Source organism: Streptomyces sp. NRRL S-37 (assembly GCF_000721605.1).
Taxonomy (GTDB): domain Bacteria; phylum Actinomycetota; class Actinomycetes; order Streptomycetales; family Streptomycetaceae; genus Streptomyces.
Genome location: NZ_JOIZ01000030.1, coordinates 1 through 26,312, shown reverse-complemented (window position 1 = coordinate 26,312; position 26,312 = coordinate 1). Strand labels below are relative to the sequence as shown.

Here is a 26,312-nt window from a genome sequence, read left to right as displayed (position 1 = left end):
GACGAAACGGTGCGCACGCACCCCTGCCGGGAGCGGCGCCCCACCCGATCACCTTACGCCGGGCGGCAGTTGGGCCGCCGCCCGGACGCGCCGTCCGCCGGATCAGGTGCCCTCGAAGTACTCCCAGGTGTTGCCGCCCAGCATGTACCCGTAGTACTCGGTCTTCGAGGCGCTGGTGCGGAACGGCTTGCCGTGGTCGTCGACCCGGATCGTGCCCTTCCGCGATCCGCTGGACCAGTCGAGCTCCAGGTACCAGCGGACGTCGCGCCCGGAGGTGTGCGCGTCGACGTAGAAGACCTCGGGGTCGGACTCGGTCACGCTGTAGGGGAAGTTCCGCTGCCCGTTGATCGGGGTGACCGTGGCGTCACCCAGGTCGAGCGACGCGTCGAACGACTTGGTGGCCACCTCGCCGCCGCAGCCGACGCCCGCCGCGTACTTCTTCCATTCGAGCGGTGCCCCACTGCTCGCCACGCGCAGGTGCAGCCCCTGCACGACGACGGTCTCCTCGCCCGTGCCCTGCACGGTGAGCGCGACCATCTGCCGGTCGGCGGCGACGGCACCGAGCGGGGTGACCCAGCCGACCACGCTCTGCTGGGAGGGCGGGGGCGGCATGTTCTGCGGGCTGCGGTCGACGAGGAAGCTCTGCTCGCAGGGGGACTCCCAGTAGTACGGCGTGGTCTGGACCGTGACCGGGACACCCCCCTCTTCCCCGCCGTCCCGGCCGGTGGAACCGCCGGCGTTCCCGCCCCGGGAGGCCGAAGGGCTCGCCGTCGGTCCGTCCTTCGCGGACGCGGAGGCGGACGGAGTGGCCGACGTGCTCGTGCTCGTGCTCGGGGAGGCCGACCGCGCGGTCCGCGACGGTGAGGGGGACTCCGAGGGGGAGACGGTGGCTCCGGCGGCGTCGGCGGAACCGTCCCGTCCGGTCCCCCCGTCCGGGAGCAGCGTCGCTCCGAGCGCCACGGCGACGACGAGGGCGACGGCCGTGCCGGCGTACAGGGCGGTCCGCCGTGAGAGCCTGCGGCCCCCCACCGGCGTACCGGACCGGGCCACGTCACCGACCACGGTGACGGCCTCCTCCTCGTCCCCCGGGGACGCGCCGGCGGGGGGCGTGTTTCCGGTGCGGCCGGGCTCGGCCTGCTCCTCGGAGGGCTCGGCCTTCTTATCGGCGGACTCGGCCCGCCCCTCGGAGGGCTCGGCCTTCTTATCGGCGGACTCGGCCCGCCCCTCGAAGGGCTCGGTTCCTCCCGCGGCCGGCTCGGCTTGCCCCTCGGCCGGTTCGGTTCCTCCCGCGGCCGGCTCGGCCCGCCCCTCGACGGACTCGCCCTCCTCCGAGGACGTGGCCTTCCGCTCCTCCGCAGACTTGGCCTTCTCCCCCTCCGGGGACTTGGCCTTCTCCCCCTCCGCGGACTTGGCCTTCTCCTTCGGGCCGCTGTCCTCCTTCACGCCCCGCAGGGCGTCCGCGCGGATCCAGCGGCGGTGGAGCTCCAGCAGTTCCTCGGGGGTCGCCCGGCACAACCGGGCCATCCGTTCCACCGGGGCGAACTCCACCGGTACGACCTCACCGCTGACGTAGCGGTGGAGTGTCGACGCACTCATGTGCAACCGCTTGCCCAGCGTCCCGTAACTGAGGCCGGAACGCTCCTTCAGCTCCCTCAGCAGCCCCGCGAAATCGTCCCCCGCCACCGTCTCTCCCATTCCCGCATCCCCGCACCACGTCCCAGCGGGACGCCGTTTCCCCAGCTCAGAGCCGTTTTCGTCATTCCATTGTCCCGCATGTCCCGGCGTGGCTGGCGACCGGGACGGACCGTGCCACACGCTGTGGTCATCCAAGCAGCCGTTCCTGACCACCAGTTGAGCGGCCCGCACACTCCAGCCACATCCGAAGGGGTTCCACCATGTCCGTACGCACCGTCCGCACCCGCCTGTTCGCCGCGTCCACCGTCGCCCTGGCGGCGCTGGCACTGACGGCCTGCGAGGGCGGATCGGACACGGGCGCCGACAGCCCGTCCTCCTCCACCACGGCCACCGCCGAGGCGAAGCCGTCCACCGCGGACTCCGCCGGCACGTCCGGAGACAACGGCTCGAACGGTACGGACGCCCAGGGCGACAAGGGCGGTTCGTCCGGCTCCTCGGGCGCCGGCGAGAACAACGGCACGGCAGGCGGGTCCGGGAACGGGAACGAAAAGGGCTCCGGGAACGACTCCGGCACGCAGGACAAGGGCACCCTCGGCAAGTGCTCCGCGTCCGCCGTGAAGATCACCGCCACCGAGGTGGAGCGCCCGGTCAACCACCTGCTGCTGACCGCCACCAACACCGGCTCGAAGAGCTGCTACCTGCCCGCCTACCCGCAGGCGAAGTTCGGCGAGGCCCAGTCCGTGCCGCCGGTCTTCGAGGAGACCAAGCCGCAGGCGGTGACGACCCTGGAGCCCGGCAAGTCCGGTTACGCGGGCGTGCTGCTGTCGGCCGCCGACGGCAGCGCCGGGAACGGGCACACGGTGAACACCCTCACGATTCCGTTCGGTGACGGCTCGATCGCCACCGTGAGCCTGCCCTCCGGCGGCGTCCACGTCGACGACGCCCTGCAGGTCACCTACTGGCAGTCCACCATGGACAACGCCCTGTACTAGAACGCGGCCCCCGCCCTGCTCCCCGGCCCGCCCGTCCCGCCCGGCCCGCTCCTCGGCAGGCAGGGAGGGACGGGCCGCGGGCATGCGGCAGGGGTCAGGGGCCAGGCGTCAGCGCAGGGCGCGGGCCGCCTCGACGGCCCAGTAGGTGAGGATGCTGCGCGCACCGGCCCGCTTGATGCCGGTCAGCGACTCCAGGATCGCCCGGTCCCGGTCGATCCAGCCCTTCTCGGCGGCGGCCTCGATCATCGAGTACTCACCGGAGATCTGGTACGCGGCCACCGGCACGTCCACCGCGTCCGCGACCCGCGCCAGGACGTCCAGGTACGGGCCCGCCGGCTTCACCATCACCATGTCGGCGCCCTCCTCCAGGTCGAGCGCCAGCTCGCGCATCGACTCGCGGAGGTTCGCCGGGTCCTGCTGGTACGTCTTGCGGTCGCCCTTGAGCGAGGAGCCGACGGCCTCCCGGAACGGCCCGTAGAAGGCGGAGGCGTACTTGGCGGTGTAGGCGAGGATCGCGACGTCCTCCCGCCCGATCTGGTCGAGGGCGTCGCGGATGACGCCGATCTGCCCGTCCATCATCCCGCTCGGCCCGACCACGTGGGCGCCCGCGTCGGCCTGCACCTGGGCCATCTCGGCGTACCGCTCCAGCGTGGCGTCGTTGTCGACGCGCCCCTGCTCGTCGAGGACCCCGCAGTGCCCGTGGTCGGTGGTCTCGTCGAGGCACAGGTCGGACATGACGAGCAGGTCGTCCCCGACCTCGGCCCGCACGTCCCGCAGGGCCACCTGGAGGATCCCGTCCGGGTCGGTGCCCGGCGTCCCGACGGCGTCCTTCTTGGACTCCTCCGGCACGCCGAACAGCATGATCCCGGAGATCCCGGCCGCCACGGCCTCCGCCGCCGCCTTCTTCAGGCTGTCCCGCGTGTGCTGCACGACACCCGGCATCGCCGCGATCGGCACCGGCTCGCCCGCGCCCTCCCGCACGAAGGCCGGGAGGATGAGGTCGGCGGGGTGCAGCCGGGTCTCGGCGACCATGCGCCGCATGGCGGGGGTGGTACGCAGACGCCGCGGCCGCGTGCCGGGGAAGGATCCGTACGTCGTCATACCACCTACGCTACGCCCGCCCCACCCGTGCCTTTGCCGACGCGCAGTCGGCCCGCGCCTCCGGGGGCCGAGCCCGGCGTCTCCCCGGACCACGGCCATGTCACGCGCGTCCCTCTCAGGCCGCCGTGTCCCACTTCCCGGGAAGGTCCTCCTCGTCCGGCGGCCGGTGCGCGGCCTTCTCGCGGGCGCGCAGGACGGCCCAGGCGAGGAGGGACGCGCAGGTGAGGTACCAGGGCAGCGGCCAGAGGACGGGCCACCAGCCGGCTGACGGTGCGAGGAGGAGGTCGGCCGCGGCCGCGGCCATGCCGGCGGCGAGGTTCCAGCACAGCAGGCGCCCGGCCCACCGGACAGGGCCGGTGAACCGGTTCGGGGCGGTGGGGCGCCGCGTACGGGAACGGCAGGAGGGCAGGGATCTGCCGGGTTCGCTCATCGCGGGAGGGTCCTTCACGGAAAGGGGGCGAACGTGGCCGGATCGGCCGGACGCGATCAGTGTGCAAGCCGTGGGACCGCTCCCACAGAACCGTCACGGAGCGAACACGCTCTCTGAGACAACTTCCCGCCAGGCGTTTTCCCGCATCCGCCCCGAGAGGACCGCGCAAGCGCTGTCCGCATGGTCGGGTCACCCCGTCGCGAACCTGGCCGAAAAAACCCTCTGGAGAGCGGCAAGCATTCCGAATTGTCCCTACCTTGAAGCTTTTCGGTCGATGCCGTCCTGCGAAAAGGGTAGAGGGCGGACAATTTCACGCCTCTGTCGGTCCACTTCGCCCAAGAACACCCCTACTTGCCACCGCTAAGCGGTAGGGCTGATTCCGGCCCGTATGCATATGACGTTCGAGGGCACGCCGCGTCGCCTTGTGTGCGTCCTGTGACACCTTGTGGGGCGCCGGTGACCGTGGGGGTCTCCGGTTCCGACTGTCTGCCTGTCGTACTCCTGACTCCCTGTGGGGGAAGCTGATGCACTCGCGTGCCGCGCGCACGCCGTCGTGGCGTGCCCGGAGAACACACAGAACCGCCCTCGTCGCGGCGATCACCACGGCCGCCGTGGTGATCGCCGCGGCACCCGGCCTGGCAGCGACGCCGAAGCCCGTGCTGCCGGAGCCGGAGAGCCCGTGGACCGAGCCGACCAAGGTCGAGGCCCCGGTCACGCCGGCGGGTTCGACGAAGCCTCCGGTCTCCCGCGCGGAGGCGGAGCCGTCCGCGGAGGTCGCCGCATGGCATGCGGCGCAGGAGGCCCGCACGGCCGGAGAGGACGCCACCGCCCGCGCGACCGGAAAGGGCTCTCCCGCCCGTACGGCCGCTGCCGCCGAGACGGCGTACGTCCCCGAGGGGCAGGGCGAGGTGCCCTGGCACCGCATCCTCGACACCCGCCTGAACGACGCGCTGGTGGCGCGGGTGAACGTCTCCGACGGCAACCTGATGCTGGCGGCCACCGACTTCGACATCGCCGGGGTGGGCCGGAAGCTCCGGCTCACCCGTACCTACAACTCCCTCGACGCGCCCTGGGGGAAGGTGTCGCAGCGCTGGTGGCAGGCCTACGAGCGTTATCTCCAGGTCGGCGAGGGCGAGGTCGTCGTCTTCGACGCCACCGGCGACGCCCTGCGCTTCGAGGAGACGAGCACGGGGGGTTACACCACCCCGACCGGCTACTCCAAGGACCTGAGGAAGAACGCGGACGGCACCTACACGCTGACCGACCGCAAGTCCGGCACCCGGGACACGTACGACGAGCACGGCACACTCACCAGGGTCACGGACAGGAACGACGGCACGATCACCGTCGACCAGTACGACGAGGGCAGCGAGCACAAGGGCTTCAAACTCACCGAGACCCGCTCCGGCCGCTGGATCGACCTGGTCAAGACCTACGGCAACCAGTGGCAGGCCAAGGACCACACCGGCCGCACCGCCGTCCTCGACCTCGACGCGGCCGGCAACCTCGTCAAGGTCACCGACACCGCGGGCAAGGCCACCGCCTACGAGTACGACTCCTCACGCCGGGTGACGAAGGTGACCACCCCCGAGGGCACGGTCGCCCTCTTCACCTACGACGGCCACAACCGCGTCACCTCCGTGCAGCGCGCCACCGAGTCCTCCCCCAGCGGCCACACCGGCCCGACCTGGCGCTACGACTACAGCGCGGCCACCCCGTCCGACGCCGGCACCACGACGGTCACCGACCCCGACGGCGACGAGACGGTCTACACGCACAACGCGGACGGCGAGGTCACCAAGGTCACCGACCCGCTGACCCCACCGGCCTGTACAAGATGGGCCACCGCTACTACGACCCCGCCCTCGGCCGCTTCACCCAGCCCGACCCCTCCGGCCAGGAGGAGAACCCCTACCTCTACGCCGCCGGCGACCCCGTCAACCGCGTCGACCCCACCGGACTCCTGTGGGACGACATCGCCGGGGCGCTGAAGTCGGGAGCGAAAACCGTGGGGCGCTGGGCGAAGCCGACGCCCGGCTATGTCGCCGCCTGCTACACCACGAATTCGATACTGGACGAAGACGGTAGCGACTGGAGCGAAGAAATGGGGGACCTGTGGGCTTGCGCTGATCCCACCGGCGGGTTCATCCCCGACTGATCGGGGCAAGGCAGGAGGGCGGGGGCCGAGATCCCCCGCCCTTCCCACCTCTCCGCACGACGTCTTGACAACGGGAGGAAGGCCATCTCATGGAGAACTCCAAGAAGATACGGGTCGCCCTCTGGGTGATCGCGATAGCAGTTGGCGTCATCGTCGGTATCTGGACGGTCGACTGAGCCCTCACGGGTGCCACCGCGGGTGCCCGTGCCGTCGTGCCGGCGTCCGGTACGGCTGGAACCGCCGGCGCCGGTGCCGGGTCGTGCCCATGGTGACGGCGGTGACCGTCCGGGAACGCTCGATCCGCCCGCCCCGCCGCCCCGGACTGCGCCGAACCTGGACGACGAACACCGCGCTCCTCCCCGCGCCGGCCCGCGCGCCCTGCTGCTGGACCCGTGGGTCCCAGGCGGACTGATCGTCGGCTGCGAGGCCCTGTTCATCTCCCACGCCCCCGGCCACGACCGCAGCTCATGCCGGACAATCCAGGGGCGCCCGCCCGAGCCGTGGCGGGGGCACCGGCTCACGGGAAAGGACCGACATGCGGCTTCGCTGTGCCGTGCTCGACGACTTCCAGGACATCGCCACCACGATCGCCGACTGGAGCCCCCTCCACGACCGCGTGGAGGTGACCCCCTTCACCGAGCACTTCGCCACGGAGGACGAACTGGCCGCGGTGCTCGCGGACTTCGACATCGCGGTGACGCTGCGGGAACGCGTCCCGTTCCGCGCCTCCCTGCTCGACCGGCTCCCCCGGCTGAAGCTGCTCGTCGCGTCCGGCATGCGCAACTCGGTCATCGACTACGCCGCCGCCGAACGCAACGGCGTCACGGTCTGCGGCACCCAGAGCTCCCCCACCCCGCCGGTGGAGCTGACCTGGGCGCTGCTGCTCGGGCTGGCCCGCGGCATCGTCCCGGAGAACAACGCCCTGCGCACGGGCGGCCCCTGGCAGTCGACGGTCGGCGCGGATCTGCACGGCCGCCGCCTCGGTCTGCTCGGACTGGGCAAGATCGGCAGCAGGGTGGCGCGGGTGGGCCTCGCCTTCGGCATGGAGGTCACCGCGTGGAGCCCGCACCTCACCGAGGAGCGCACGGACGAGGTGGGCGTCGAACTGGCCCCCTCGAAGGAGGAACTGCTCCGCACCGCCGACTTCGTGTCGCTCCACCTCGTCCTGGGCGACACCACCCGGGGCATCCTGGGCGCCCCCGAACTGGCCCTGATGAAGCCGACCGCCCACCTGGTCAACACCTCCCGCTCGGCACTCGTCGACCAGGACGCCCTGCTCACCGCGGTGCGCGAGGGCCGTATCGCGGGCGCGGCGGTCGACGTCTTCGACACGGAGCCGCTCCCCGCCGACCATCCGATGCGCACCGCCCCCCGCCTCCTGGCCACCCCGCACCTCGGCTACGTCTCCCGGCTCAACTACCGCACGTACTACGGCCAGGCGGTCGAGGACATCGAGGCCTACCTGTCCGGCACCCCGATCCGCCGCCTCGGCTGAGGTCGCGGGGCGCTAGAGTGTGCGCGTTGGCCTTCGACGCCCCCGCGGGAGCGTTCGAAGGCTTTTTTCATGCCCTCCGACACCTCCGAACCCACCACGTACCGCGCGTTGCTCGGCAACCGCGAGTTCACCGGCCTGTACGCGAGCTTCACCCTCACGGTCGCCGCGAGCACGCTGTCGGGCTTCGCGCTCGCCACGCTGGTCGACCGGCAGACCGGCTCCCCGTTCCTGACGGCCGTGAGCATGTACGGCGCCGCCTTCGCGACCGTGCTCGGCGCGATGACGCTGATGTCGGTCGCGGACGGGAACCGCCCCCGCCGCACCCTCGTCGCGCTCCAGTGCGTCTCGCTGCTGGGCGTGGCCGCGCAGGCGGTCCCCGGACTGCCACTGGCCGTCCGCTTCGCCCTCCTCCTGGTGCTGGGCTTCTTCCAGTCCCTGGGGACCGGCACCCGGATGGGGCTGCTCGCCGAGGTGGTGCCGGCCTCCGCGTACGTCCCGGCACGTTCGCTGATGAACATCACCTCGGGCGGCATGGCCGTCCTCGGCTACGCGCTCGGCGCCGTACTGCTGCGGTACCTGAGCCCACAGGACGTCTTCGCCGCCGCGACGGCCCTGACCGGCACCGGACTGGTCGTGGTGGCGACGACCGTCCGGGAACGCTCGATCCGCCCGCCCCGACGCCCCGGCCTGCGGCAGACCTGGACGGCCAACACCGCGCTCCTCTCCCGCTCCGGCCCGCGTGCGCTGCTGCTGAACCTGTGGGTCCCCAACGGACTGATCGTCGGCTGCGAGGCCCTGTTCATCTCCTACGCCCCCGACCACGCCGGTGTCCTCCTGGCCGCCGGATCGGCGGGCATGCTCCTCGGCGACCTGACCGTCGGACGGCTCCTCACCGCCGAACGGCGACGCCGCTGCGCGTTCGCCCTGCGCCTGCTGCTCGCCGCCCCCTACCTGCTGTTCGTCCTCCACCCTCCCCTGCCTGTGGCGACGGCCGCCGTGTTCGTCGCCAGTGCCGGTTTCGCCGCCACCCTCCCCCTTCAGGAGCGGCTCCTGACGCTGACCCCCGACCCGGTCCGCGGCCAGGTCCAGGGCGTCGAGTCGGCCGGCCGCATGACGTGGCAGGGCATCGGCGCCGCGCTGGCGGGCGGCATCGCCCAGCACCTCGCCCCCGCCACGACGATCACCGCGCTCGCCGCGGTCTCCGTCACCGTCACCGTGCTCTCCCGCCCCTTCGTGGCCCGCACCTGAGCCGCCGCCCGACGGGGGTGGCGGGCAGGCCGGCACCCCGCGGCTTTTGGACCGGTCGGACCGGTGCCTTTTGGCTCTGCCCATCGGACCATGACCGCAGCAGGCTGGGAGGACCGTCGACCTCCCGGAGGGTTCCCTTGAGTCCCGCGTTCCTGCTGACCACCCTGGTCGTGGTGGTCACCCCCGGCACCGGCGTGGTGTACACCCTCGCCGCCGGGCTGTCCCACGGCCGCCGGGCGAGCGTGGTGGCCGCGCTCGGCTGCACCCTCGGCGTCGTACCGCACCTGGTGGCGACGATCAGCGGTCTCGCCGCGCTGCTGCACACCAGCGCCGTCGCCTACTCGGTGGTGAAGTACCTCGGTGTCGGCTACCTGCTGTACATGGCGTGGGCGACGCTGCGCGACAAGGACGCACTGGCCGTCGAGGCGGAGGCCGAACCGCGGCCGGCGCTCCGCGTGATCACCTCAGGAGTCCTGATCAACGTGCTGAACCCGAAACTGACGATGTTCTTCGTCGCGTTCCTCCCCCAGTTCGTCCCCGCCGGCACGCCCGGCTCCCTCGGTCTCATGCTCCAGCTCGGCGCGGTCTTCATGGCCCTGACCTTCGTCGTCTTCGCCGCGTACGGCATGTGCGCCGCGGCCGTGCGCGACCGCCTGACGGCCCGCCCCCGGATCATGACCGGCGTCCGCCGGGTGTTCGCCGTCTGCTTCGTGGGCCTGAGCGCACGGATGGCGGTGGCGTGACATGCGGTTCCGGCACACCGACGCCATCTGGTCCGACCACCCCCACCTCGCGGCGGGCGCGCTCCACACCACCGGCGTCGGCCGGGCGGCCGACACCGGCCCGCGCGTCGCGGAGTACACCGCCCGCGCCCTGGCCCGGCTGGCCGACGCCCCCGAGGGCCGGTTCCCCGAAGTCCTCGCCTGGCGCCGGGTCTTCGCCCGGATGGGGCTGAAGCCGACCCAGTACCGGTGTGCCTCGGAGTCCCTGCTGCGGCGGCTGCGCAAGGAGGGGACACTGCCGCGCATCCACCCGGTGGTCGACCTGTGCAACGCGGTCTCCGTCGCGTACGCCGTGCCGGTCGCGGTGCTCGACGCCGACCGCGTCACCGGCCCGCTGCTCGAAGTGCGCCACGCCCGCGGCGACGAGGAGTACACGACCTTCGGCGGCGGTACGGAACACCCGGCACCCGGCGAGGTGACGTACGCCGACTCCGCCGGGCGGGCGCACGCCCGCCGCTGGACCAACCGGCAGAGCGGCCACTCCGCGGTCGGCGATCACACCAGCCGGGTCTTCGTGGTGGTGGAAGCCGTACACGACGGCGGAGCGGACACCGTCGCACAGGCGCTGCGGACGATCGCACGGGAACTCACCGCACACTGGCAGGTCACCCCGACGACGGCTCTTCTCACCTCCTCGGAAAGGGAGTTCACGTTCGGCGACGAGCCGTTGTCCGGCACTCGGGCGGCCCCGTAACGGTGCGCGGCACCGGTGGCACCATGGGTGCGGTGAGCGAGCGGGAGACACCGACGAGCGGCACGGCGGCGCACGGCTCCGACTTCCTGCAACTACGGCCCGAGGACGCGCCCTCGGGCGGCAAGGCGGACTGGCTGGCCGGACGGCTGCGGCAGGCGATCACCGACCGCCGGCTGACCGTGGGCAGCAGACTGCCGGCCACCCGGGTGCTCGCCGCCGAGCTGCGCGTCTCCCGGGGCGTGGTCACCGAGGCGTACCGGCGGCTCGCCGAGGACGGCCACGTCGAGGGGCGCCGACGCGGCGGCACGGTGGTGGTCGCGGCGCCCCCCGCCCGTGAGGAGCCGAAGGTCCCGCCCGCCGGTCGGGCAGCACCCCACTCCCCCTTCACCGGCGAGCCCGGCGCCGACGTCTTCGACGCGCTGCGCGCCGCCGACGCCCGCGTCGACCTCACCCCCGGCCGCCCCGACCTCTCCGCATTCCCCCGCACGGCCTGGCTGCGCGCCGAACGGGCCGTGCTCGCCGAACTGTCCACCGCGGACCTCGGGTACGGCGATCCCCGCGGTGCCCCGCGGCTGCGCCGCGCCGTCGCCGACTGGCTGGCGCGCAGCCGCGGCATCCGGGTGGAGCCGGACGGGATCCTGATCGTCGCCGGCACCGCGCAGGCGCTCACCCTGCTGCACCCCGTGCTGTCGGCGGACGGCGTCACCGGTGTCGCGGTGGAGGACCCCGGCTCGCTCGGCACCCGCCAGCACCTGCACAACGGCGGCCTGGCCACCCCGCCGGTACCGGTCGACGACCAGGGCCCGCGCGTCGACGCGCTGCGCGCCACCGGCGCCCGCGCCGTGCTCCTCACACCGGCCCACCAGTTCCCCACCGGGGTCGTGACGAGCGGCGAGCGCCGCCGTGAACTGCTGCGCTGGGCCGCGGACGGCGGCCTGATCCTGGAGGACGACTACGACGCCGAGCACCGCTACGACCGCCCTCCCGTACCCGCGCTGCGCTCCCTGCTCGCCGACCGCCTGTGCTACATGGGCAGTGTCTCCAAACTCCTCGCCCCCGCGCTGCGGATCGGCTGGATGATCCCGCCGCCCCACCACCTGGACGCGCTGACCGACGCGAAACGCTTCACCGACCTGGGCAACGCCGTACTGCCGCAACTGGTCCTCGCCCGGCTGATGGAATCGGGCCAACTGGAGCGCCACCTACGGCTGCTCCGCGCCCGCCACGTCCGCCGCCGCGACGCGGTGATCGACGCCGTCACCGCGCACCTGCCGGGCGCGGTCGTCCACGGCGCCTCGGCGGGCCTGCACCTGACGGTCACGTACCCACAGGACGTCCCCGACACCGCACTCGCGGCTGCCGCCCTCACCCACGGCGTGAAGTGCCATCCCCTGTCCTGGCACCGCCAACTCCCCGGCCCTCAGGGCCTGGTCCTCGGCTACGCGGCCGACCCGCCCGGAGTCCTCACCGAGGGCGTACGGACCCTCGGCCGGGTGCTGCGCGAGCTGACCCGGCGTTCCTGAGCCCCGTGTCACCGTCTCTCTCCATCTGTAACAGGGGCGTAGTAGCGGACGGCCGGACGAAACGCGGGACCGGACCGGCCGCTCTTGGTGGGTGGAAACGCCGCCCGGACCGACGGGCCGGCACCCCTACCGACACCGAGGAAGACACCATGCGCGTCAACAAGCTCACCATCGCAGCCCTGGCCGTCGTCGCGGGCCTCTCGCTCACCGCCTGCCAGAACGACGACGCCGCCGCCACGGGCCGGAACGACTCGCCCGCCACGTCCTCCTCTTCCTCCTCGAAGGGCGGTTCGGGTTCGGGCGGCTCGGCCCAGGGAACCGCGGAGGACGCCGTCGGGGAGGGCTCGGACCAGGAGCAGAACGCGACCGGCACGTGCCGCACCGACGAACTGGAGGTCACGGCGCAGGACAACACCATCGGCGGCGACGAGACCAACAGCGTCGCGGTGACCTTCACCAACGGCGGCGGCCGGGACTGCACGCTCGCGGGCTTCGCCGGTGTGGACCTGAAGACGAACGCGGGGACGGTGTCCGCGAAGCGCACGGGTGAGCCGGCCCCCGCGACCGTCCTGAAGGACGGCAAGTCGGTCTCCTTCTTCATCTCCTACCCGGCCAACGACACGGGCGGCTCCGGCGTCCGCATCACCGGGTTGGTGGTGACCCCGCCGAACGAGACGAAGTCGGTCACCCTCGACTGGCCGGGCGCCGCCTCGCTCCCCGTCACGGACGGCTCCGGCACCCCGGTCCAGGTGGGTCCGATCGGCAGCGCCGGCCAGGGCGGCTGACCCGTGCCGGCCCCTCCGCCTCACGCGGGGGAACAGCACACGACGTACCGGGCCGCCTCGGCGGACGGTACGGGCGGGCACGGACTCAGGCCGCGCTCGCCGCCCCGCTCGTTGCCGTCGGTCCGTACCGGCAGTCGCGGCAGCGGCCGGGTTCCGGGGCGCGGAACACCCGCTCGCAGCCGTCGCAGTCCTGCAAGGGGTGCGGACGGCGGGCACCGGCCGTGACCGGTGGAGGCGCCGGGGCCGCGGGAAGCGGCGGGGGCAGCAGTTCACGGAGGCGGTAGGCGAGCACGCCCGTCGGGTGCTTCACGGTGACGGGCAGGTCGGCGGTCAGGACATGGTGAACGGCGGCGGGGCCGACGCCTCGTTCGAGCCAGTCGACGACGCTCGGGGCCAGTCTGTTCACGTCCCGCTGGGACAGGGTGAGGCGCCCGTCGGTGCGGCGCAGGCCCGCGAGAAGGGCGACCGCCTCCTCGTACCGCCGCCCCGGGCGGACGGGCTCGCGCGGCGGGTCCACGGGGGCGGAAGCGGGTACGGACGCCTCGAGAACCTCCACAGACGCGTCCGGAACAACCGGGACAGCGGGAACAACCGGGGCAGCGGGGACAACCGGCTCACCTGGGGCTTGGTCGTCCTCCTGGGAGATCTCCCGGCCACCCGTGCCCTCCACCGGGCCCCGAGCGCGGGCACGGCCCGTCCCCGCGCGCCCGGCCGTCCGCGCGGACAGCGGCGTGTGGTGGGCGTACGTGCGCGTCACCAGACGGCCCGCCTCCGTGTGCTCGCGCACCCGCTCCAGGTAGCCGTGCGCCTCCAGCTCCCGCAACGCGAACGCGATCCGGTCCCGCCCCTCGGGGAAACGCTCGGCGAGACTGCGGATGTCGACCGGCGTGCCCTCGGGCACCGACAGGATGTGGGCCGCCAGCCCGATCGCGGTCAGCGACAACTCGCGGTGCTGGGCGAGGTGGTTGCCCACCACCACGTACTGACCGGACTGGTGCGTGCGTACGTGGATGACACCGGAGGGTGTGGCGGATCGTCGAACACCCTGAATCGGGAGCGGGGCAGGACTAGGCTTCTTCTCAGCCATGGGGAAGCTCTCTTTCCTCGTTGGTCAGGCCCTCGCCTCGGGAGTGCTAGTCCCGGCGGGGGCCGATGCATGTACGGGCTTGGGGGAGCGCCGAGTTGCTCCGGCCGCTCCTGTGCCGAGACTGCCCGCCCGAACCACCACCGCGCCAGCCAGTTCGACGCGTTTCACCCGCTCGGGTGACCTACGCGAGGTTTGGTTGGGTTGGTTGGTTTTTACCCTTGGTTCTTAGGTCTTTTACCGCCCGCAGCCCCGGCGCTCACACCACCGGGTCCCGCCGCACCCGACTCCGGTGCTCCACCACCCGAGGCATCCCCCTCCGGCCCTGCTGTCAGCGACAGTGGTTACGGTGCCCAGGTGACCACCGCTGACGACCGCGCCCTTCCCCCCGCCCTCGCCGACCTGGCCCGCACGGAGATCGACTACGCCGACGGCGAGGGGATCGACTTCGAGCCCTACGACGCCTTCGACCCGGCCGAGAAGACCACCGACTGGCTGCGCCAGTGGACGGGGAACCACGCACTCGACGGCGACGCCTACCGGGTGTTCGGACAGGACGGAACCGGCGGCCTCGCGGCCCTCTGGTACGGGCGGCCGGGCCGCCCCCTCGCCGAGCAGCCCGTGGTCTTCCTGGGCTCGGAGGGCGAGCGCGGCGTAGTGGCCGGGAACCTCTCCGACTTCCTGTGGATGCTGGCCGACGGCTGCGGGCCTTTCGAGGCCGTGATGTACGGAGCCGACGCGTCACGCCCCGACGCGGCCCTCACCGCACTCGCCGAACGCCACGCCACCACCCCCCGCCGCCCGGCCCGCGACATCCTCGCCGAGGCCCGCGCCGAGTTCCCGGCCTTCGCCGAGGACATCGACGCACTCTGCCGCTGAGGTCACCGGAAACGGCCGAGCTCCAGCTCGGCCCAGACGGTCTTGCACGGGAACAGCCCCGGCAGCACACCCCACCGGTCGGCCGACTCCTCGACCAGCAGCAGCCCGTAGCCCGACTCGGCGGGCTCCGGCGGAGCGTCACGGGCCACGGGCGCGCTCTCGCCCCTGGGGTCGGTCACCTCGATGCGCAGCACCCCGGCCACGGTGACGGTGAGGGTGAGCCGGAAGCCCCGGCCGGGGACACGGCCGTGCACGACGGCGTTCGCGGCGAGTTCGGCGACGATCAGCCGGGCCGGGTCCAACGGAAGCCCCCAAGCCTCCAGTTGCTCGGCGGCGAGCAGCCGGGCGAGACGGGCACCCCGCCGCGTGCCGGAGAGCGGCACGGTGAACTGGTGGAGCGGGGTGCGCGGTGCGACGATTCCTCGATTCATGTCACTCAGAGTGTTCAGTCACATTCCGCTTGTGAAGGCGAGCGACCCGTGCGACCGGAGGCTGCCCGGCCCCGTCCGGGTCGCCGCTCAGGGTGACGGCAGCGGAAGGCAGGGCACGTGCGGGTGCCGCAGGTGCTGTCCGCCGTCGTAGACGCACAAGCTGAAGGTCTCCGGCCCCGGCCGCCCTGCCGCGTCGTAGGCGTCGAGAACGCACTCGACCCGTTCCCACAGCCGCACCGGACCCCCTTCCCGCACCTGCCACGCGCCGTCGCCGTCGCCGTCCGGTGTGAGCGCGGCAGCCGACCCGCTCACCACGTCGACCAGGTGCACGACGTCGCCGACCGTGACCAGTTGGGCGTCGGGTACGGCACTCTGCACGAGGAAGCGCAGGTGGAAGGCATCCTTGGTCGCGGCGGTGATCCTCTCGGGACCGTGCCGGGCGACCCGCGCCCTCCCCGGCAGCCCGGCCGCCACCCAGTGGGCGGGGTTGCCGAAGGCCGGCGCCGCGTGCGTACGCGCCGGCATGAAGGAGACCGTGCCGCCCAGCAGACGCCCCTCGGCGGTGCCGTCCCCGGTGACGGTGAGCAGGACGCGGGCGTACCCGTGGAGCCAGCCGGAGAGCGTCAGCAGGATCTTCCCGCCCGGCCGGGTCTGTGCCACCAGGGCTGGGGGTACGGCCCGGAAGGAGCAGGCGGCGACGATCCGGTCGAACGGGGCCTCGGGCCAGTACCCGTACAGCCCGTCCGCGACCGCGAGGGTGGGCGCGTGACCGCAGCCGTGCAGCGCGCCCGCGGCCCGCTCCAGCCGGTGCGGGTCCACCTCGACGCTCGTCACGCCGGCCGATCCGAGGCGTTCGCAGGCGAGCGCGGTCGAGTACCCCGTCCCGGTGCCGATCTCCAGCACCGTGTGCCCCTCCCGCACGTCGGCGTCGGCCCACATCCGCACCACGAGCGACGGCAGCGTGGAGGACGAGGTAGGGGTCCCTCCGTACCGCTCGGCCGGGTGCTCCCAGTCGGGTTCGTCACCGTCGAACTGTGTGACGAGCGTGATGTCGGAGTACGCGGCGGCCAGCCAGCGCCCGTGGTCGAGGCGGGCGGTGACCGGCTGCCACCGGGTCGGCCCCTGCCCGTCGCGCTTCTCGCCGGGCAGGTAGAAGCCGGGCACGAACCGGTGCCGGGGCACCGTCTCGACGGCCGCCCGCCAGCCCGGATCGTCCAGCGCCCCGCGTACGGCGAGGTCCTCCGCCATGATGGCGCGCAGCCGCGCGGCATCGGTTTCGAGGTCGACGGGCAGCACCATGGGGCCCCTTCTCTCTCCGCGACGCAAAATTTCCCGATTTTCGCCACTCAATGTGCTCGCGCATGTGCGCATTGTGAATCAGGGCAGCTCGTACGGCTGATGGCTGTACGCCAACTGTCCGGTTTCTGCCCGCCCTGCCCGGGGTGACCGGGCACGGGCGGCCGGAGTTGGTCCGGGGAAGGGCGTGCGACGGGAGGACGGCGAGCATGAGCGGGTGGGAAGCGGGGCTGGACGACGAAGAGGCCGGGGCCGTGATGCGTACGGTCACACGGCAGTTGAAGCTGTGGCGGGAGGCGGCCGGCCTCACCCAGGCGGAGTTCGGGGCGGCGATCAAGTACGGGGAGGAAATGGTCTCCTGCGTGGAGCGGGGACGGCGGATTCCCCGGCCGGAGTACCTGGACGCGGCGGACAAGGTGCTGGGCGCGGGCGGCAAGATCGCCGCGATGAAGAAGGACGTGGCGGAGATCCGGTACCCGAAGAAGGTACGGGACTTGAAGAACCTGGAGGCGGAGGCTGTTGAGCTGTGCGCGTACAACAACTCCGTCATCCATGGGCTGTTGCAGACCGAGGACTACGCACGGGCCGTGTTCAACGCACATCGACCGGTGCTCACCGAGGAGGAGGTTGAGCAGCAGGTCACGGCACGCTTGGCACGCCAGGAGATCCTTGATCTCATGACTGGGCGGCGCGTCTTCAGCTTTGTGCAGTGCGAGTCGACGCTTCGCAGGCCCATGGGAGGCAGAATGGTGATGCGCCAGCAGCTCGAACGGCTGTTGGAGGTAGCTCAGTTGCGCAACGTGGACCTTCAGGTCCTCCCCCTGGACCGCGAGGTGAACTCCGGGACCGGCGGTTCGTTCCGGCTGCTCAAGCTCAAGGGCGGAACCACAGTCGCGTTCAGTGAATCGCCCCTCAGCAGCAGAGCGACGACTGACCCCAAGGAAACGACGGCCCTCGACATCCGCTATGGAGCTCTGCGCGCCCAGGCTCTCAGCCCGCAGGATTCGTTGCCCCTGATCGAGAAAGCACTGGGAGAGACAAGAACATGACGCTCAATGCCTCTGAAACCGACACCAAGCCGGAATGGATAAAGAGCAGCTACAGCACGTCTGACGGTCCCGACTGCGTCGAGGTGGCCACCGCCCCCGCCCGCATCCTCGTCCGCGACTCCAAGGACCCGGACGGCCCCCGCCTCGCCCTCACCCCCACCACCTGGGCGACCTTCCTGCCGTACGCATCCGAGCACTGACGCGCCCGAGCGGACCGGTCGCCCGCGCGACGCCCCCGGAAGCGTGAGCACTCCGGCGAGAAGTGCTCACGCTTTCGTCGTGGTAGGCATGCGCGGTGATCGGTCGCCTTCCGCTGGACGAACAACTCGCCGCCCTGAAGAGCACGCTGTCCCGCAACGAGACCCTGCTGGAGGTGCTCGACCGGACCGCGGTGCTGGACCTGCCCGGCTGGTACCTGACAGCGGGCTGCCTCTTCCAGACCGTGTGGAACGTCGTCACGGGCAGACCTCCCACCGAAGGGATCAAGGACTACGACGTCTTCTACTTCGACGACCGCGACCTGTCCTGGGAGGCGGAGGACGCGGTGATCCGCACCGCGGCCGAGACCTTCGCGGACCTCCCGGCCGAGGTCGAGGTCCGCAACGAGGCCCGCGTCCACCTCTGGTACGAGCAGAAGTTCGGCGTCCCGTGCCCCCCGCACACCTCCACCGAGGCGGCGATCGACAGCTTCGCCGCGACCACCTGCTGCCTGGGCGTACGGCTGGAACCCGGTGGCCGGTGGCGCGTCTACGCGCCGCACGGGCTCTCCGACGTGTTCGGGCTCGTCGTACGCCCCAACCCGGTCCTCGCACCGCGTGCCGTGTACGAGGCCAAGACGGCACGCTGGCGCCGGCAGTGGCCCGAGCTGACCGTGCTGGAGTGGCCCGCGGCGTGAGCCGTACCGCGCACCCGTCGGGATCAGGTCGTCGACCGGAACCCGGGCCGACGTGAGTCACGGCAGCGGACCGCGCCATGCGGTGAGCAGCAGGGTGTCGGCCGCTCGCGGCCCCTGCCCGGCGGGCAGGAGGTCGCCGCTGATCCGGGTGAACCCTGCCTCGTCGAGGAGCTTGGTCCACACGTGCTCCTGGAGCACCCAGCGGCGCATCGTGGCCGGCGCCCCGTCCGGGGCCCTGGCCGGAATGTCGGCGTGCTCCACGTCGGGCTGTGCGGGTGCCCCGCCGAGGTAGTGGGCGAGGGTGGAGAACACCAGCCGTCCGCCCGGCCGCAGCGCGGACGCCGCCGTCGGCAGCAGGTGGTGCGGCTCGGTGAAGTCGACCGCGCCGAACACGCTGTAGAGCACGTCGTACGTGCCGGGCGCCGCCCGCAAGTGCTCCACGACGTCCGACCGCACCAGTCGCAGACGCGGCGCGAGACGGCCGTACAGGTCCGTGGCCATGGCGTGCTGGGCGGGTGAGGCGTCGACGGCGACGACCCGGGCGGGCCGGTGGTGGACGGCCAGGTGGGCGGCGTGCCGGGCGGCGCCCGCGCCGAGGTCGGCGACGCACAGCCCGGACAGGTCACCGAGGATGTCCGGGCCGGGCCCGCGGTCCTGGCCCCAGGCCCACCGGAACGTGTCGGGCACGGTCCGGTCGGTGGTGTGGCGGGCGCGGCCGTAGTGGTGCCACAGGTCTGCGGAGGTGGGGGCTGTCACCCGCCCCATGGTGACGGGCACGGCCTCCGGGCGGGCCGGTTCGCGGGAATGTCACCCGGGCACGTTCTGGACTCCGGCCGACCAGGTCCAGAGGGCTGTCGCCCGTCTCCCGAACCCGCTGCGGCGTCCCGGCGTAACACGGTCAACGGGGTTCCGTGGTGGTGACGTCGGAGGCCGGACGAAGAGGGGCGCCCCCGGAAGGGCGCCCCGTCTCACCTCAGGTCGTCGACCGCCGCCTCCGTGCCCCCGGCCGCCGCTCACTCGGGCGGGTGACCGGGTCACCCGCGTCCAGTGCGGCCAGCCGGCGTCGCGTGCCGAAGTCGGCCAGGGCCTCCGCCAGCTTGTGGACCGACGGCTCGGGGGCCATCACGTCCACCCGCAGGCCGTGCTCCTCCGCCGTCTTCGCCGTCGCCGGGCCGATGCAGGCGATCACCGTCACGTTGTGCGGCTTGCCCGCGATGCCGACCAGGTTCCGGACCGTCGACGACGACGTGAACAGCACCGCGTCGAAACCGCCGCCCTTGATCGCCTCACGGGTCTCCGCCGGGGGCGGCGACGCGCGGACCGTGCGGTAGGCGGTCACGTCGTCGACCTCCCAGCCCAGGTCGATCAGGCCCGCGACCAGGGTCTCCGTGGCGATGTCGGCGCGCGGCAGGAAGACGCGGTCGATCGGGTCGAAGACCGGGTCGTAGGGAGGCCAGTCCTCCAGGAGGCCGGCCGCGGACTGCTCGCCGCTCGGCACCAGGTCCGGCTTCACGCCGAAGGCGACCAGCGCGTTGGCGGTCTGCTCGCCCACCGCCGCGACCTTGATGCCGGCGAAGGCACGGGCGTCGAGGCCGTACTCCTCGAACTTCTCGCGGACCGCCTTCACCGCGTTGACCGAGGTGAACGCGATCCACTCGTAGCGGCCCGTCACCAGGCCCTTGACGGCCCGCTCCATCTGCTGCGGGGTGCGCGGGGGCTCCACGGCGATCGTCGGGACCTCGTGCGGCACCGCGCCGTAGGAACGGAGCTGGTCGGAGAGCGACGCCGCCTGCTCCTTCGTCCGCGGCACGAGCACCTTCCAGCCGAACAGCGGCTTGGACTCGAACCACGAGAGCTGGTCACGGCGGGCGGGGGCGCTGCGCTCACCGACCACGGCTATCACCGGCCGGCCGCCGTCCGGGGACGGCAGCACCTTCGCCTGCTTCAGCGTCTGCGCGATCGTGCCGAGCGTCGCCGTCCAGGTGCGCTGCCGGGTCGTCGTACCGGCGACGGTCACCGTCAGCGGGGTGTCGGGCTTGCGTCCGGCGGACACCAGTTCGCCCGCCGCGGCGGCCATGGAGTCCAGCGTGGTGGAGACGACCACCGTGCCGTCCGACGCGCCGACCTCCGTCCAGCAGCGGTCCGATGCCGTGCGCGCGTCCACGAAACGGACGTCCGCGCCCTGCGCGTCGCGCAGCGGCACACCGGCGTACGCGGGGACGCCGACCGCCGCCGCGACACCGGGGACGACCTCGAACGGCACCCCGGCCGAGGCGCACGCCAGCATCTCCTCGGCGGCGTACGCGTCGAGCCCGGGGTCACCGGACACCGCACGCACGACCCGCCTGCCGCCCCGCGCGGCCTCCATGACAAGATGTGAGGCATCCCGCACAACGGGAACACCAGCGGTTGTTGACGCGCCGTCGACGACCGTCAGCTGGGGCGTGCCCGTGCCCGGAACCGACGTGTCGGCATCCGTGCGCACCTCGGCGACGCCCTGCCTCGCGTGCGTGCGTACGACGTCGAGCACCTCGTGCTCGGCGACGAGGACGTCCGCGTTCGCCAGCGCCTCCACGGCGCGCAGGGTCAGCAGTCCCGGATCCCCGGGTCCGGCACCGAGGAAGGTGACGTGCCCGTGTTCCGGAGGGGCGGGAAGGGTGGTGGGGCTCACTGTGCTCGCTCCCCCATCAGACCGGCCGCGCCCTGCGTGAGCATCTCGGTGGCGAGTTCGCGACCGAGCGCCATCGCCGCTTCGTGCGTCTCGGGCACGGGACCGGTGGTGGACAACTGCACCAGCGTCGAGCCGTCGGTCGTGCCGACGACGCCGCGCAGGCGCATTTCCTTGACAGACTGCCCGTCGGTCAGGAGATCGGCCAGCGCCCCCACGGGTGCGCTGCAGCCGGCCTCCAGAGCGGCGAGCAGGGAACGCTCGGCCGTCACGGCGGCCCGCGTGAGCGGGTCGTCGAGTCCGGCGAGCGCGGCGATCAGCTCCGCGTCGTGCGCGGCGCATTCGACCGCCAGTGCCCCCTGGCCGGGGGCGGGCAGCACCGTGTCGACCGACAGGACGTCGGTCACCTCGTCACTGCGCCCGATCCGGTTCATCCCGGCGGCGGCCAGCACCACGGCATCCAGGTCGCCCTGGTGGACGTACCCGATGCGGGTGTCGACGTTGCCCCGGATCGGGACCGTCTCGATGTCCATGCCGTGGCTGCGCGCGTACGCGTTCAGCTGCGCCATGCGGCGCGGCGAACCCGTGCCGATGCGGGCGCCGCGCGGCAGGTCGGTGAGCTTCAGCGCGTCGCGGGTGACCATCACGTCGCGCGGGTCCTCGCGCACCGGGACGGCCGCCACGACCAGTTCGTCGGGCTGCGTGGTCGGCAGGTCCTTCAGCGAGTGCACCGCGAAGTCCACCTCGCCCCGCGCCAGTGCCTCGCGCAGCGCGGCCACGAACACGCCCGTGCCGCCGATCTGCGCGAGGTGCTCGCGCGAGACGTCGCCGTACGTGGTGATCTCGACGAGCTCGACGGGCCGTCCGGTCACCTGGCTCACGGCTTCCGCCACCTGCCCGGACTGGGCCATGGCGAGCTTGCTGCGCCTGGTCCCCAGCCTCAGTGCCTTCTCAGTCATGCCGGCCCTCGGTTCCTTGCGTTCTTCTCGGTGCTTTCCCCGGCCCGGGAGACGGAGGCCACCGTCTCGGGGTCGAGGTCGAACAGGGTGCGCAGCGCGTCCGCGTACCCGGCGCCGCCGGGCTCGGCCGCGAGCTGCTTGACCCGTACCGTCGGCGCGTGGAGCAGCTTGTCGACCACCCGCCGCACGGTCTGGGTGATCTCCGCGCGGTGTTTGTCGTCCAGGCCGGGAAGCCGCCCCTCCAGTCGGGCGATCTCGCCGGCCACCACATCGGCCGCCATGGTGCGCAGGGCGACGACGGTCGGCGTGATGTGCGCCGCCCGCTGTGCCGCCCCGAACGCGGCGACCTCGTCGGAGACGATACGCCGCACCTGGTCCACATCGGCAGCCATCGGGGCGTCCGCGGAGGCGTCCGCGAGCGATTCGATGTCGACGAGGCGCACGCCGGCCAGGCGGTGCGCGGCCGCGTCGATGTCGCGCGGCATCGCCAGGTCCAGCAGGAACAGCACGGGCGCGGGGCGCGGCGGCTCGGCCACCGGCTCCGGGCGGCGCCGCTCGGGGATCCGGCCGACGGCGGAGACGGTCGCGGCGAGCGCGCCGATCAGCTCGGCGTCGGCCTCCGGGCCGCCGCGGCCGGTCCGCTCGTCGTGCCGGCGGCCGGCGGTCGTGCCCGCGGCCCACGTGGCGTGCTGCTCCAGCGTCGCCGCGTCCATTCCGGCGACGGCGGCCTCGCCCATCACGGAGAAGCCGGGCCGTACGGCGGACAGGTCCAGCGGGCAGCCCTCCTCCGTGCCCACGGAGGTGGGCGGGAGCGGTGCCTCCCCGGCCGGGACGGTCCCGGCGGCCGGCTGCTCGCCGATCCGGCCCTCGACGCCCGCGGCGATCGCGTCGGCCGTGAGGACCAGGCCCGTCGCGCCGGTGCAGGAGACGACGACGTCGGCACGTGTCAGCTCGAACGGCACCGATCCCATCGGGACCGCGCGGGCCAGCACGTCCGTGTCGTCGCCCTCGGTGAGGATCTCCGCCAGGCGCTCGGCGCGCTCGGGGGTGCGGTTGGCGATCACTATCTCGGCGACACCGGCCCGCGCGAGCGTGGCCGCGGCCAGCGACGACATCGAACCGGCACCGATGACCAGGGCCTTCTTGTCCCGCGCCCACGTCTCGACGGGCGCGCCGACGGCGAGCTGCTCCAGGCCGAAGGTGACCAGGGACTGCCCGGCGCGGTCGATACCGGTCTCGGAGTGGGCCCGCTTGCCGACCCGCAGCGCCTGCTGGAACAGGTCGTTCAGCAGCCGTCCGGCGGTGTGCAGCTCCTGCGCGCGGGCGAGCGCGTCCTTGATCTGGCCGAGGATCTGCCCCTCGCCCACGACCATCGAGTCCAGCCCGCAGGCCACCGAGAACAGGTGGTGGACGGCCCGGTCCTCGTAGTGCACATAGAGATAAGGAGTGAGCTCCTCCAGGCCGACCCCGCTGTGCTGGGCGAGCAGCGTGGACAGCTCGGCGACACCGGCGTGGAACTTGTCCACGTCGGCGTAGAGCTCGATGCGGTTGCAGGTGGAGAGGACCGCGGCCTCGGCGGCCGGCTCGGCGGCGACCGTGTCCTGCAGCAGCTTGATCCGCGCGTCCTCGCTCAGCGAGGCCCGCTCCAGCACGCTGACCGGCGCGCTGCGGTGGCTCAGTCCGACGACGAGGAGACTCATGCCGGCATCACGGCGGGTACGTCCCCGTCGGGCCCCTGGTCGGCGGCGGTCTGCTTGCGGGGGGCGGCCGGGGCCGCGGCGGCACGCTCGGCCGTGGCCTCCTCGCCGGCCTTGCGCTGCTCGTGGAAGGCGAGGATCTGCAGCTCGATGGAGAGGTCCACCTTGCGCACGTCGACACCGTCCGGGACGGTCAGCACGGTCGGCGCGAAGTTCAGGATGGAGGTGACACCGGCGGCCACGAGACGGTCGCAGACCTGCTGGGCGGCGCCGGCGGGGGTCGCGATCACGCCGATCGACACGCCGTTGTCCGTGATGATCGACTCGAGCTCGTCGGTGTGCTGCACCGGGATGCCGGCGACGGGCTTCCCGGCCATCGCGGGGTCGGCGTCGATCAGCGCGGCGACCCGGAAACCACGGGAGGCGAACCCGCCGTAGTTGGCGAGGGCGGCGCCGAGGTTGCCGATCCCGACGATCACGACCGGCCAGTCCTGGGTGAGGCCGAGTTCACGGGAGATCTGGTACACGAGATACTCGACGTCGTAGCCGACGCCCCTGGTCCCGTACGAGCCCAGGTAGGAGAAGTCCTTGCGCAGCTTCGCGGAGTTGACCCCCGCGGCGGCCGCCAGCTCCTCCGAGGAGACCGTGGGCACCGAGCGCTCGGAGAGCGCGGTGAGGGCGCGGAGGTACAGCGGAAGGCGGGCGACGGTGGCCTCGGGAATCCCTCGGCTACGGGTCGCCGGTCGGTGAGTTCGGCCAGTTGCCACGGTGCTCCTGCGGGTAGAGCGGGGCTTCAGGCGGTCATACGTCAGGTCATACGTCCCCGGACCGCCCCGTCGCATGCAGGCTATGTCTTTGTGAACGCGTGCACAAAGATTGTGTCCGATTTGCCCGGCCAACGTGACCGGGGTCACGCGCCCCCGGCGCACTCGTGAGGAACCGGCGCACGAGTGCCACCGTCCCTTTTCTTCTGGGGGCAAAACCGCACACTCTCCTCTGTGAATCCCGCCCCCGAGACCAAGTCGCCATCGATCCTAAGCGACTTTCCGGCCGGTTTGGACTGGTCGGTCAGTCGGTGAGGGCCCTGCGGAGACGGCCCTCGTCCACACGCCAGAAGGTGTGCTGCTCGCCGTCGACGAGGACGACGGGGATCTGCTCCCAGTACCGGTCGTACAGCTCCCGGTCCTCGGTGATGTCCTTGTGCTCCCACGGGACGCCGAGCTCCCCGCACACCTTCTCCACCACCACCTGCGCGTCGTCGCACAGATGGCAGCCGGGCTTGCGCACGAGGGTGACGAGCCGGTCCTGCGGGGCGTCCGGGGTGTTGCGGCGGAAGAGAGGGCTCATACGGGCCATTGTCCCGCGTGTCTTGACGCCCCGGCTCCGGAGAGTTCACGACGCCGGAACCTCTGGGCTCCGGAACATCCGCCCCGACTGGCTATGCTCACGCCATGGCCGCTCTCGGATGGCTCACTCCCCGCAGGCGCTCCGCCACGGCACGCAGCGTGCTGGCAGGCGAGGCCTCGGCGGAGGCAGCGCGCAAGTCCACCCAGGAAGTTTCCGAACGCGAACCGGAGTTCCCGGTCGTCGGGGACGAACGGGCCGCCGCGTTCTTCGACCTGGACAACACGGTGATGCAGGGCGCCGCCCTGTTCCACTTCGGGCGGGGACTGTACAAGCGGAAGTTCTTCGAGACGCGCGACCTCGCCCGGTTCGCCTGGCAGCAGGCGTGGTTCCGGCTGGCCGGGGTCGAGGACCCCGAGCACATGCAGGAGGCCCGCGACTCGGCACTCTCCATCGTCCAGGGCCACCGCGTCTCCGAGCTGCAGTCCATCGGCGAGGAGATCTACGACGAGTACATGGCCGAGCGGATCTGGCCGGGCACCCGGGCACTGGCACAGGCGCACCTGGACGCGGGGCAGCGGGTGTGGCTGGTGACGGCGGCGCCGGTGGAGATCGCCACGGTGATCGCGCGCCGGCTGGGGCTGACGGGCGCGCTCGGCACGGTCGCGGAGTCGGTCGACGGCGTGTACACGGGCAAACTGGTGGGCGAACCGCTGCACGGCCCGGCGAAGGCGGAGGCGGTCCGCGCGCTGGCGCTCGCGGAGGAGCTGGACCTGAGCCGCTGCGCGGCGTACAGCGACTCGCACAACGACATCCCGATGCTGTCCCTGGTCGGCCATCCCTACGCGATCAACCCGGACTCCAAGCTCCGCAAGCACGCCCGCCGCATGGACTGGCGCCTGCGCGACTACCGCACCGGCCGCAAGGCGGCCAAGGTCGGCATCCCGGCGGCGGCGGGCGTCGGCGCGGTGGCCGGCGGCACGGCGGCCGCCATCGCCCTCCACCGCAAACGCCGCTGACCACGGACCACAGCCCGCACGAGACTGCGGGCAGTCGTGCCCCGTAGCCGCGGGCAGTCGTGCCTCCCCCAGTGCCTTAAAGGCCTGGGAGGTACCCCCAGGGCGGCACGGGTGGGCGATGGGGGTCCCCCCGCTCATGGGGGTCCCC

The 26,312-nt window shown here is 72.5% G+C and carries 25 protein-coding genes and 1 pseudogene; 14 read left to right on the top strand and 12 right to left on the bottom strand.

Annotation, left to right across the window (positions count from 1 at the left end):
- Positions 1-102: 102 nt before the first annotated feature.
- Positions 103-1,695 carry a helix-turn-helix domain-containing protein gene (locus IH50_RS0133090; RefSeq protein ID WP_030870852.1) on the bottom strand — a complete coding sequence of 531 codons (1,593 nt, stop codon included), beginning with the start codon at positions 1,693-1,695 and terminating at the stop codon, positions 103-105.
- Positions 1,696-1,895: 200 nt separating this feature from the next.
- Between IH50_RS0133090 and IH50_RS0133085 the strand changes: the two genes are divergently transcribed.
- A complete protein-coding gene (locus IH50_RS0133085; protein ID WP_030870849.1) occupies positions 1,896-2,627 on the top strand; it encodes a DUF4232 domain-containing protein in 732 nt (243 codons plus the stop codon).
- Between the two features lie 108 nt (positions 2,628-2,735).
- Here IH50_RS0133085 and hemB read toward each other — a convergent pair whose 3' ends face one another.
- The gene (gene hemB, locus IH50_RS0133080; protein ID WP_030870847.1) at positions 2,736-3,728 is read right to left on the bottom strand and encodes a porphobilinogen synthase; all 993 of its coding nucleotides are present in this window, start codon (positions 3,726-3,728) and stop codon (positions 2,736-2,738) included.
- A gap of 115 nt (positions 3,729-3,843) precedes the next feature.
- Positions 3,844-4,158, bottom strand: coding sequence for a hypothetical protein (locus tag IH50_RS0133075; RefSeq protein WP_030870844.1), 315 nt, complete (start codon positions 4,156-4,158; stop codon positions 3,844-3,846).
- Positions 4,159-4,775: 617 nt separating this feature from the next.
- Between IH50_RS0133075 and IH50_RS38160 the strand changes: the two are divergent.
- From IH50_RS38160 to IH50_RS0133030, 8 genes and pseudogenes are all read left to right on the top strand, one after another.
- Positions 4,776-5,975 (top strand): annotated as a pseudogene (locus tag IH50_RS38160) (DUF6531 domain-containing protein); the annotation flags it as partial.
- A 20-nt stretch (positions 5,976-5,995) separates the two neighbouring features.
- On the top strand, positions 5,996-6,316 hold the full coding sequence (locus IH50_RS43635) for an RHS repeat-associated core domain-containing protein (RefSeq protein ID WP_420709155.1): 321 nt from the start codon (positions 5,996-5,998) through the stop codon (positions 6,314-6,316).
- 535 nt (positions 6,317-6,851) lie between these two features.
- Complete coding sequence (locus tag IH50_RS0133055) at positions 6,852-7,811, top strand: D-2-hydroxyacid dehydrogenase family protein (RefSeq protein WP_030870840.1); 960 nt, start codon at positions 6,852-6,854, stop codon at positions 7,809-7,811.
- A 69-nt stretch (positions 7,812-7,880) separates the two neighbouring features.
- The gene (locus tag IH50_RS0133050; RefSeq protein ID WP_030870837.1) at positions 7,881-9,059 is read left to right on the top strand and encodes an MFS transporter; all 1,179 of its coding nucleotides are present in this window, start codon (positions 7,881-7,883) and stop codon (positions 9,057-9,059) included.
- 137 nt (positions 9,060-9,196) lie between these two features.
- A complete protein-coding gene (locus tag IH50_RS0133045; RefSeq protein ID WP_030870835.1) occupies positions 9,197-9,802 on the top strand; it encodes a LysE family translocator in 606 nt (201 codons plus the stop codon).
- A 1-nt stretch (position 9,803) separates the two neighbouring features.
- Positions 9,804-10,535 (top strand): B3/4 domain-containing protein, encoded by a 732-nt coding sequence (locus tag IH50_RS0133040; RefSeq protein WP_030870832.1) that lies wholly within the window; start codon positions 9,804-9,806, stop codon positions 10,533-10,535.
- A 23-nt stretch (positions 10,536-10,558) separates the two neighbouring features.
- The gene (locus tag IH50_RS0133035; RefSeq protein WP_037873328.1) at positions 10,559-12,058 is read left to right on the top strand and encodes a PLP-dependent aminotransferase family protein; all 1,500 of its coding nucleotides are present in this window, start codon (positions 10,559-10,561) and stop codon (positions 12,056-12,058) included.
- A 149-nt stretch (positions 12,059-12,207) separates the two neighbouring features.
- Entirely contained in the window at positions 12,208-12,843 is a 636-nt protein-coding gene (locus tag IH50_RS0133030; protein ID WP_030870824.1) for a DUF4232 domain-containing protein, read from the top strand.
- A gap of 85 nt (positions 12,844-12,928) precedes the next feature.
- Here IH50_RS0133030 and IH50_RS0133025 read toward each other — a convergent pair whose 3' ends face one another.
- Positions 12,929-13,822: a helix-turn-helix domain-containing protein gene (locus tag IH50_RS0133025; protein WP_078914182.1), complete on the bottom strand. Its 894-nt coding sequence runs from the start codon at positions 13,820-13,822 to the stop codon at positions 12,929-12,931.
- A gap of 462 nt (positions 13,823-14,284) precedes the next feature.
- Here IH50_RS0133025 and IH50_RS0133020 point away from each other — a divergent pair, with 462 nt between their 5' ends.
- The gene (locus IH50_RS0133020) at positions 14,285-14,806 is read left to right on the top strand and encodes a hypothetical protein (RefSeq protein ID WP_030870817.1); all 522 of its coding nucleotides are present in this window, start codon (positions 14,285-14,287) and stop codon (positions 14,804-14,806) included.
- A gap of 2 nt (positions 14,807-14,808) precedes the next feature.
- Here IH50_RS0133020 and IH50_RS0133015 read toward each other — a convergent pair whose 3' ends face one another.
- Entirely contained in the window at positions 14,809-15,237 is a 429-nt protein-coding gene (locus IH50_RS0133015; protein WP_030870815.1) for an ATP-binding protein, read from the bottom strand.
- An 87-nt stretch (positions 15,238-15,324) separates the two neighbouring features.
- Entirely contained in the window at positions 15,325-16,536 is a 1,212-nt protein-coding gene (gene tgmC, locus IH50_RS0133010) for an ATP-grasp peptide maturase system methyltransferase (protein ID WP_030870810.1), read from the bottom strand.
- Between the two features lie 206 nt (positions 16,537-16,742).
- Here tgmC and IH50_RS0133005 point away from each other — a divergent pair, with 206 nt between their 5' ends.
- From IH50_RS0133005 to IH50_RS0132995, 3 genes are all read left to right on the top strand, one after another.
- A complete protein-coding gene (locus tag IH50_RS0133005) occupies positions 16,743-17,582 on the top strand; it encodes a helix-turn-helix domain-containing protein (RefSeq protein ID WP_030870807.1) in 840 nt (279 codons plus the stop codon).
- On the top strand, positions 17,579-17,782 hold the full coding sequence (locus tag IH50_RS0133000; RefSeq protein WP_030870804.1) for a DUF397 domain-containing protein: 204 nt from the start codon (positions 17,579-17,581) through the stop codon (positions 17,780-17,782). The genes IH50_RS0133005 and IH50_RS0133000 overlap by 4 nt, the downstream gene beginning before the upstream one ends.
- Before the next feature lie 95 nt (positions 17,783-17,877).
- The gene (locus IH50_RS0132995; RefSeq protein ID WP_030870802.1) at positions 17,878-18,477 is read left to right on the top strand and encodes a nucleotidyltransferase family protein; all 600 of its coding nucleotides are present in this window, start codon (positions 17,878-17,880) and stop codon (positions 18,475-18,477) included.
- A gap of 57 nt (positions 18,478-18,534) precedes the next feature.
- Here the strand turns inward: IH50_RS0132995 and IH50_RS0132990 are convergent, their stop codons facing one another.
- From IH50_RS0132990 to IH50_RS0132965, 6 genes are all read right to left on the bottom strand, one after another.
- Positions 18,535-19,242: a class I SAM-dependent methyltransferase gene (locus tag IH50_RS0132990; RefSeq protein WP_030870800.1), complete on the bottom strand. Its 708-nt coding sequence runs from the start codon at positions 19,240-19,242 to the stop codon at positions 18,535-18,537.
- A gap of 208 nt (positions 19,243-19,450) precedes the next feature.
- Complete coding sequence (locus IH50_RS0132985; RefSeq protein WP_030870798.1) at positions 19,451-21,148, bottom strand: uroporphyrinogen-III synthase; 1,698 nt, start codon at positions 21,146-21,148, stop codon at positions 19,451-19,453.
- Positions 21,145-22,104: a hydroxymethylbilane synthase gene (gene hemC, locus IH50_RS0132980; RefSeq protein WP_030870795.1), complete on the bottom strand. Its 960-nt coding sequence runs from the start codon at positions 22,102-22,104 to the stop codon at positions 21,145-21,147. Before hemC ends, IH50_RS0132985 begins: the two co-directional genes overlap by 4 nt.
- Positions 22,101-23,804, bottom strand: a complete 1,704-nt coding sequence (locus IH50_RS0132975; protein WP_030870792.1) for a glutamyl-tRNA reductase — start codon at positions 23,802-23,804, stop codon at positions 22,101-22,103. The genes hemC and IH50_RS0132975 overlap by 4 nt, the downstream gene beginning before the upstream one ends.
- Positions 23,801-24,568, bottom strand: a complete 768-nt coding sequence (locus IH50_RS0132970) for a redox-sensing transcriptional repressor Rex (protein ID WP_030870790.1) — start codon at positions 24,566-24,568, stop codon at positions 23,801-23,803. Before IH50_RS0132970 ends, IH50_RS0132975 begins: the two co-directional genes overlap by 4 nt.
- A 301-nt stretch (positions 24,569-24,869) precedes the next feature.
- Entirely contained in the window at positions 24,870-25,148 is a 279-nt protein-coding gene (locus IH50_RS0132965; protein ID WP_030870787.1) for a glutaredoxin family protein, read from the bottom strand.
- Between the two features lie 104 nt (positions 25,149-25,252).
- On the opposite strand from IH50_RS0132965, the gene IH50_RS0132960 reads away from it, so the two are divergent.
- The gene (locus tag IH50_RS0132960; protein WP_030870785.1) at positions 25,253-26,164 is read left to right on the top strand and encodes an HAD family hydrolase; all 912 of its coding nucleotides are present in this window, start codon (positions 25,253-25,255) and stop codon (positions 26,162-26,164) included.
- The last annotated feature ends 148 nt before the right edge of the window (positions 26,165-26,312 follow it).

Bases quoted from the DNA above. Each gene is read 5' to 3' on its own strand.
- IH50_RS0133090 (WP_030870852.1), bottom strand. From the start codon at position 1,695: ATGGGAGAGACGGTGGCGGGGGACGATTTCGCGGGGCTGCTGAGGGAG.
- IH50_RS0133085 (WP_030870849.1), top strand. From the start codon at position 1,896: ATGTCCGTACGCACCGTCCGCACCCGCCTGTTCGCCGCGTCCACCGTC.
- hemB (WP_030870847.1), bottom strand. From the start codon at position 3,728: ATGACGACGTACGGATCCTTCCCCGGCACGCGGCCGCGGCGTCTGCGT.
- IH50_RS0133075 (WP_030870844.1), bottom strand. From the start codon at position 4,158: ATGAGCGAACCCGGCAGATCCCTGCCCTCCTGCCGTTCCCGTACGCGG.
- IH50_RS43635 (WP_420709155.1), top strand. From the start codon at position 5,996: ATGGGCCACCGCTACTACGACCCCGCCCTCGGCCGCTTCACCCAGCCC.
- IH50_RS0133055 (WP_030870840.1), top strand. From the start codon at position 6,852: ATGCGGCTTCGCTGTGCCGTGCTCGACGACTTCCAGGACATCGCCACC.
- IH50_RS0133050 (WP_030870837.1), top strand. From the start codon at position 7,881: ATGCCCTCCGACACCTCCGAACCCACCACGTACCGCGCGTTGCTCGGC.
- IH50_RS0133040 (WP_030870832.1), top strand. From the start codon at position 9,804: ATGCGGTTCCGGCACACCGACGCCATCTGGTCCGACCACCCCCACCTC.
- IH50_RS0133035 (WP_037873328.1), top strand. From the start codon at position 10,559: ATGGGTGCGGTGAGCGAGCGGGAGACACCGACGAGCGGCACGGCGGCG.
- IH50_RS0133030 (WP_030870824.1), top strand. From the start codon at position 12,208: ATGCGCGTCAACAAGCTCACCATCGCAGCCCTGGCCGTCGTCGCGGGC.
- IH50_RS0133015 (WP_030870815.1), bottom strand. From the start codon at position 15,237: ATGAATCGAGGAATCGTCGCACCGCGCACCCCGCTCCACCAGTTCACC.
- tgmC (WP_030870810.1), bottom strand. From the start codon at position 16,536: ATGGTGCTGCCCGTCGACCTCGAAACCGATGCCGCGCGGCTGCGCGCC.
- IH50_RS0133005 (WP_030870807.1), top strand. From the start codon at position 16,743: ATGAGCGGGTGGGAAGCGGGGCTGGACGACGAAGAGGCCGGGGCCGTG.
- IH50_RS0133000 (WP_030870804.1), top strand. From the start codon at position 17,579: ATGACGCTCAATGCCTCTGAAACCGACACCAAGCCGGAATGGATAAAG.
- IH50_RS0132990 (WP_030870800.1), bottom strand. From the start codon at position 19,242: ATGGGGCGGGTGACAGCCCCCACCTCCGCAGACCTGTGGCACCACTAC.
- hemC (WP_030870795.1), bottom strand. From the start codon at position 22,104: ATGACTGAGAAGGCACTGAGGCTGGGGACCAGGCGCAGCAAGCTCGCC.
- IH50_RS0132975 (WP_030870792.1), bottom strand. From the start codon at position 23,804: ATGAGTCTCCTCGTCGTCGGACTGAGCCACCGCAGCGCGCCGGTCAGC.
- IH50_RS0132965 (WP_030870787.1), bottom strand. From the start codon at position 25,148: ATGAGCCCTCTCTTCCGCCGCAACACCCCGGACGCCCCGCAGGACCGG.
- IH50_RS0132960 (WP_030870785.1), top strand. From the start codon at position 25,253: ATGGCCGCTCTCGGATGGCTCACTCCCCGCAGGCGCTCCGCCACGGCA.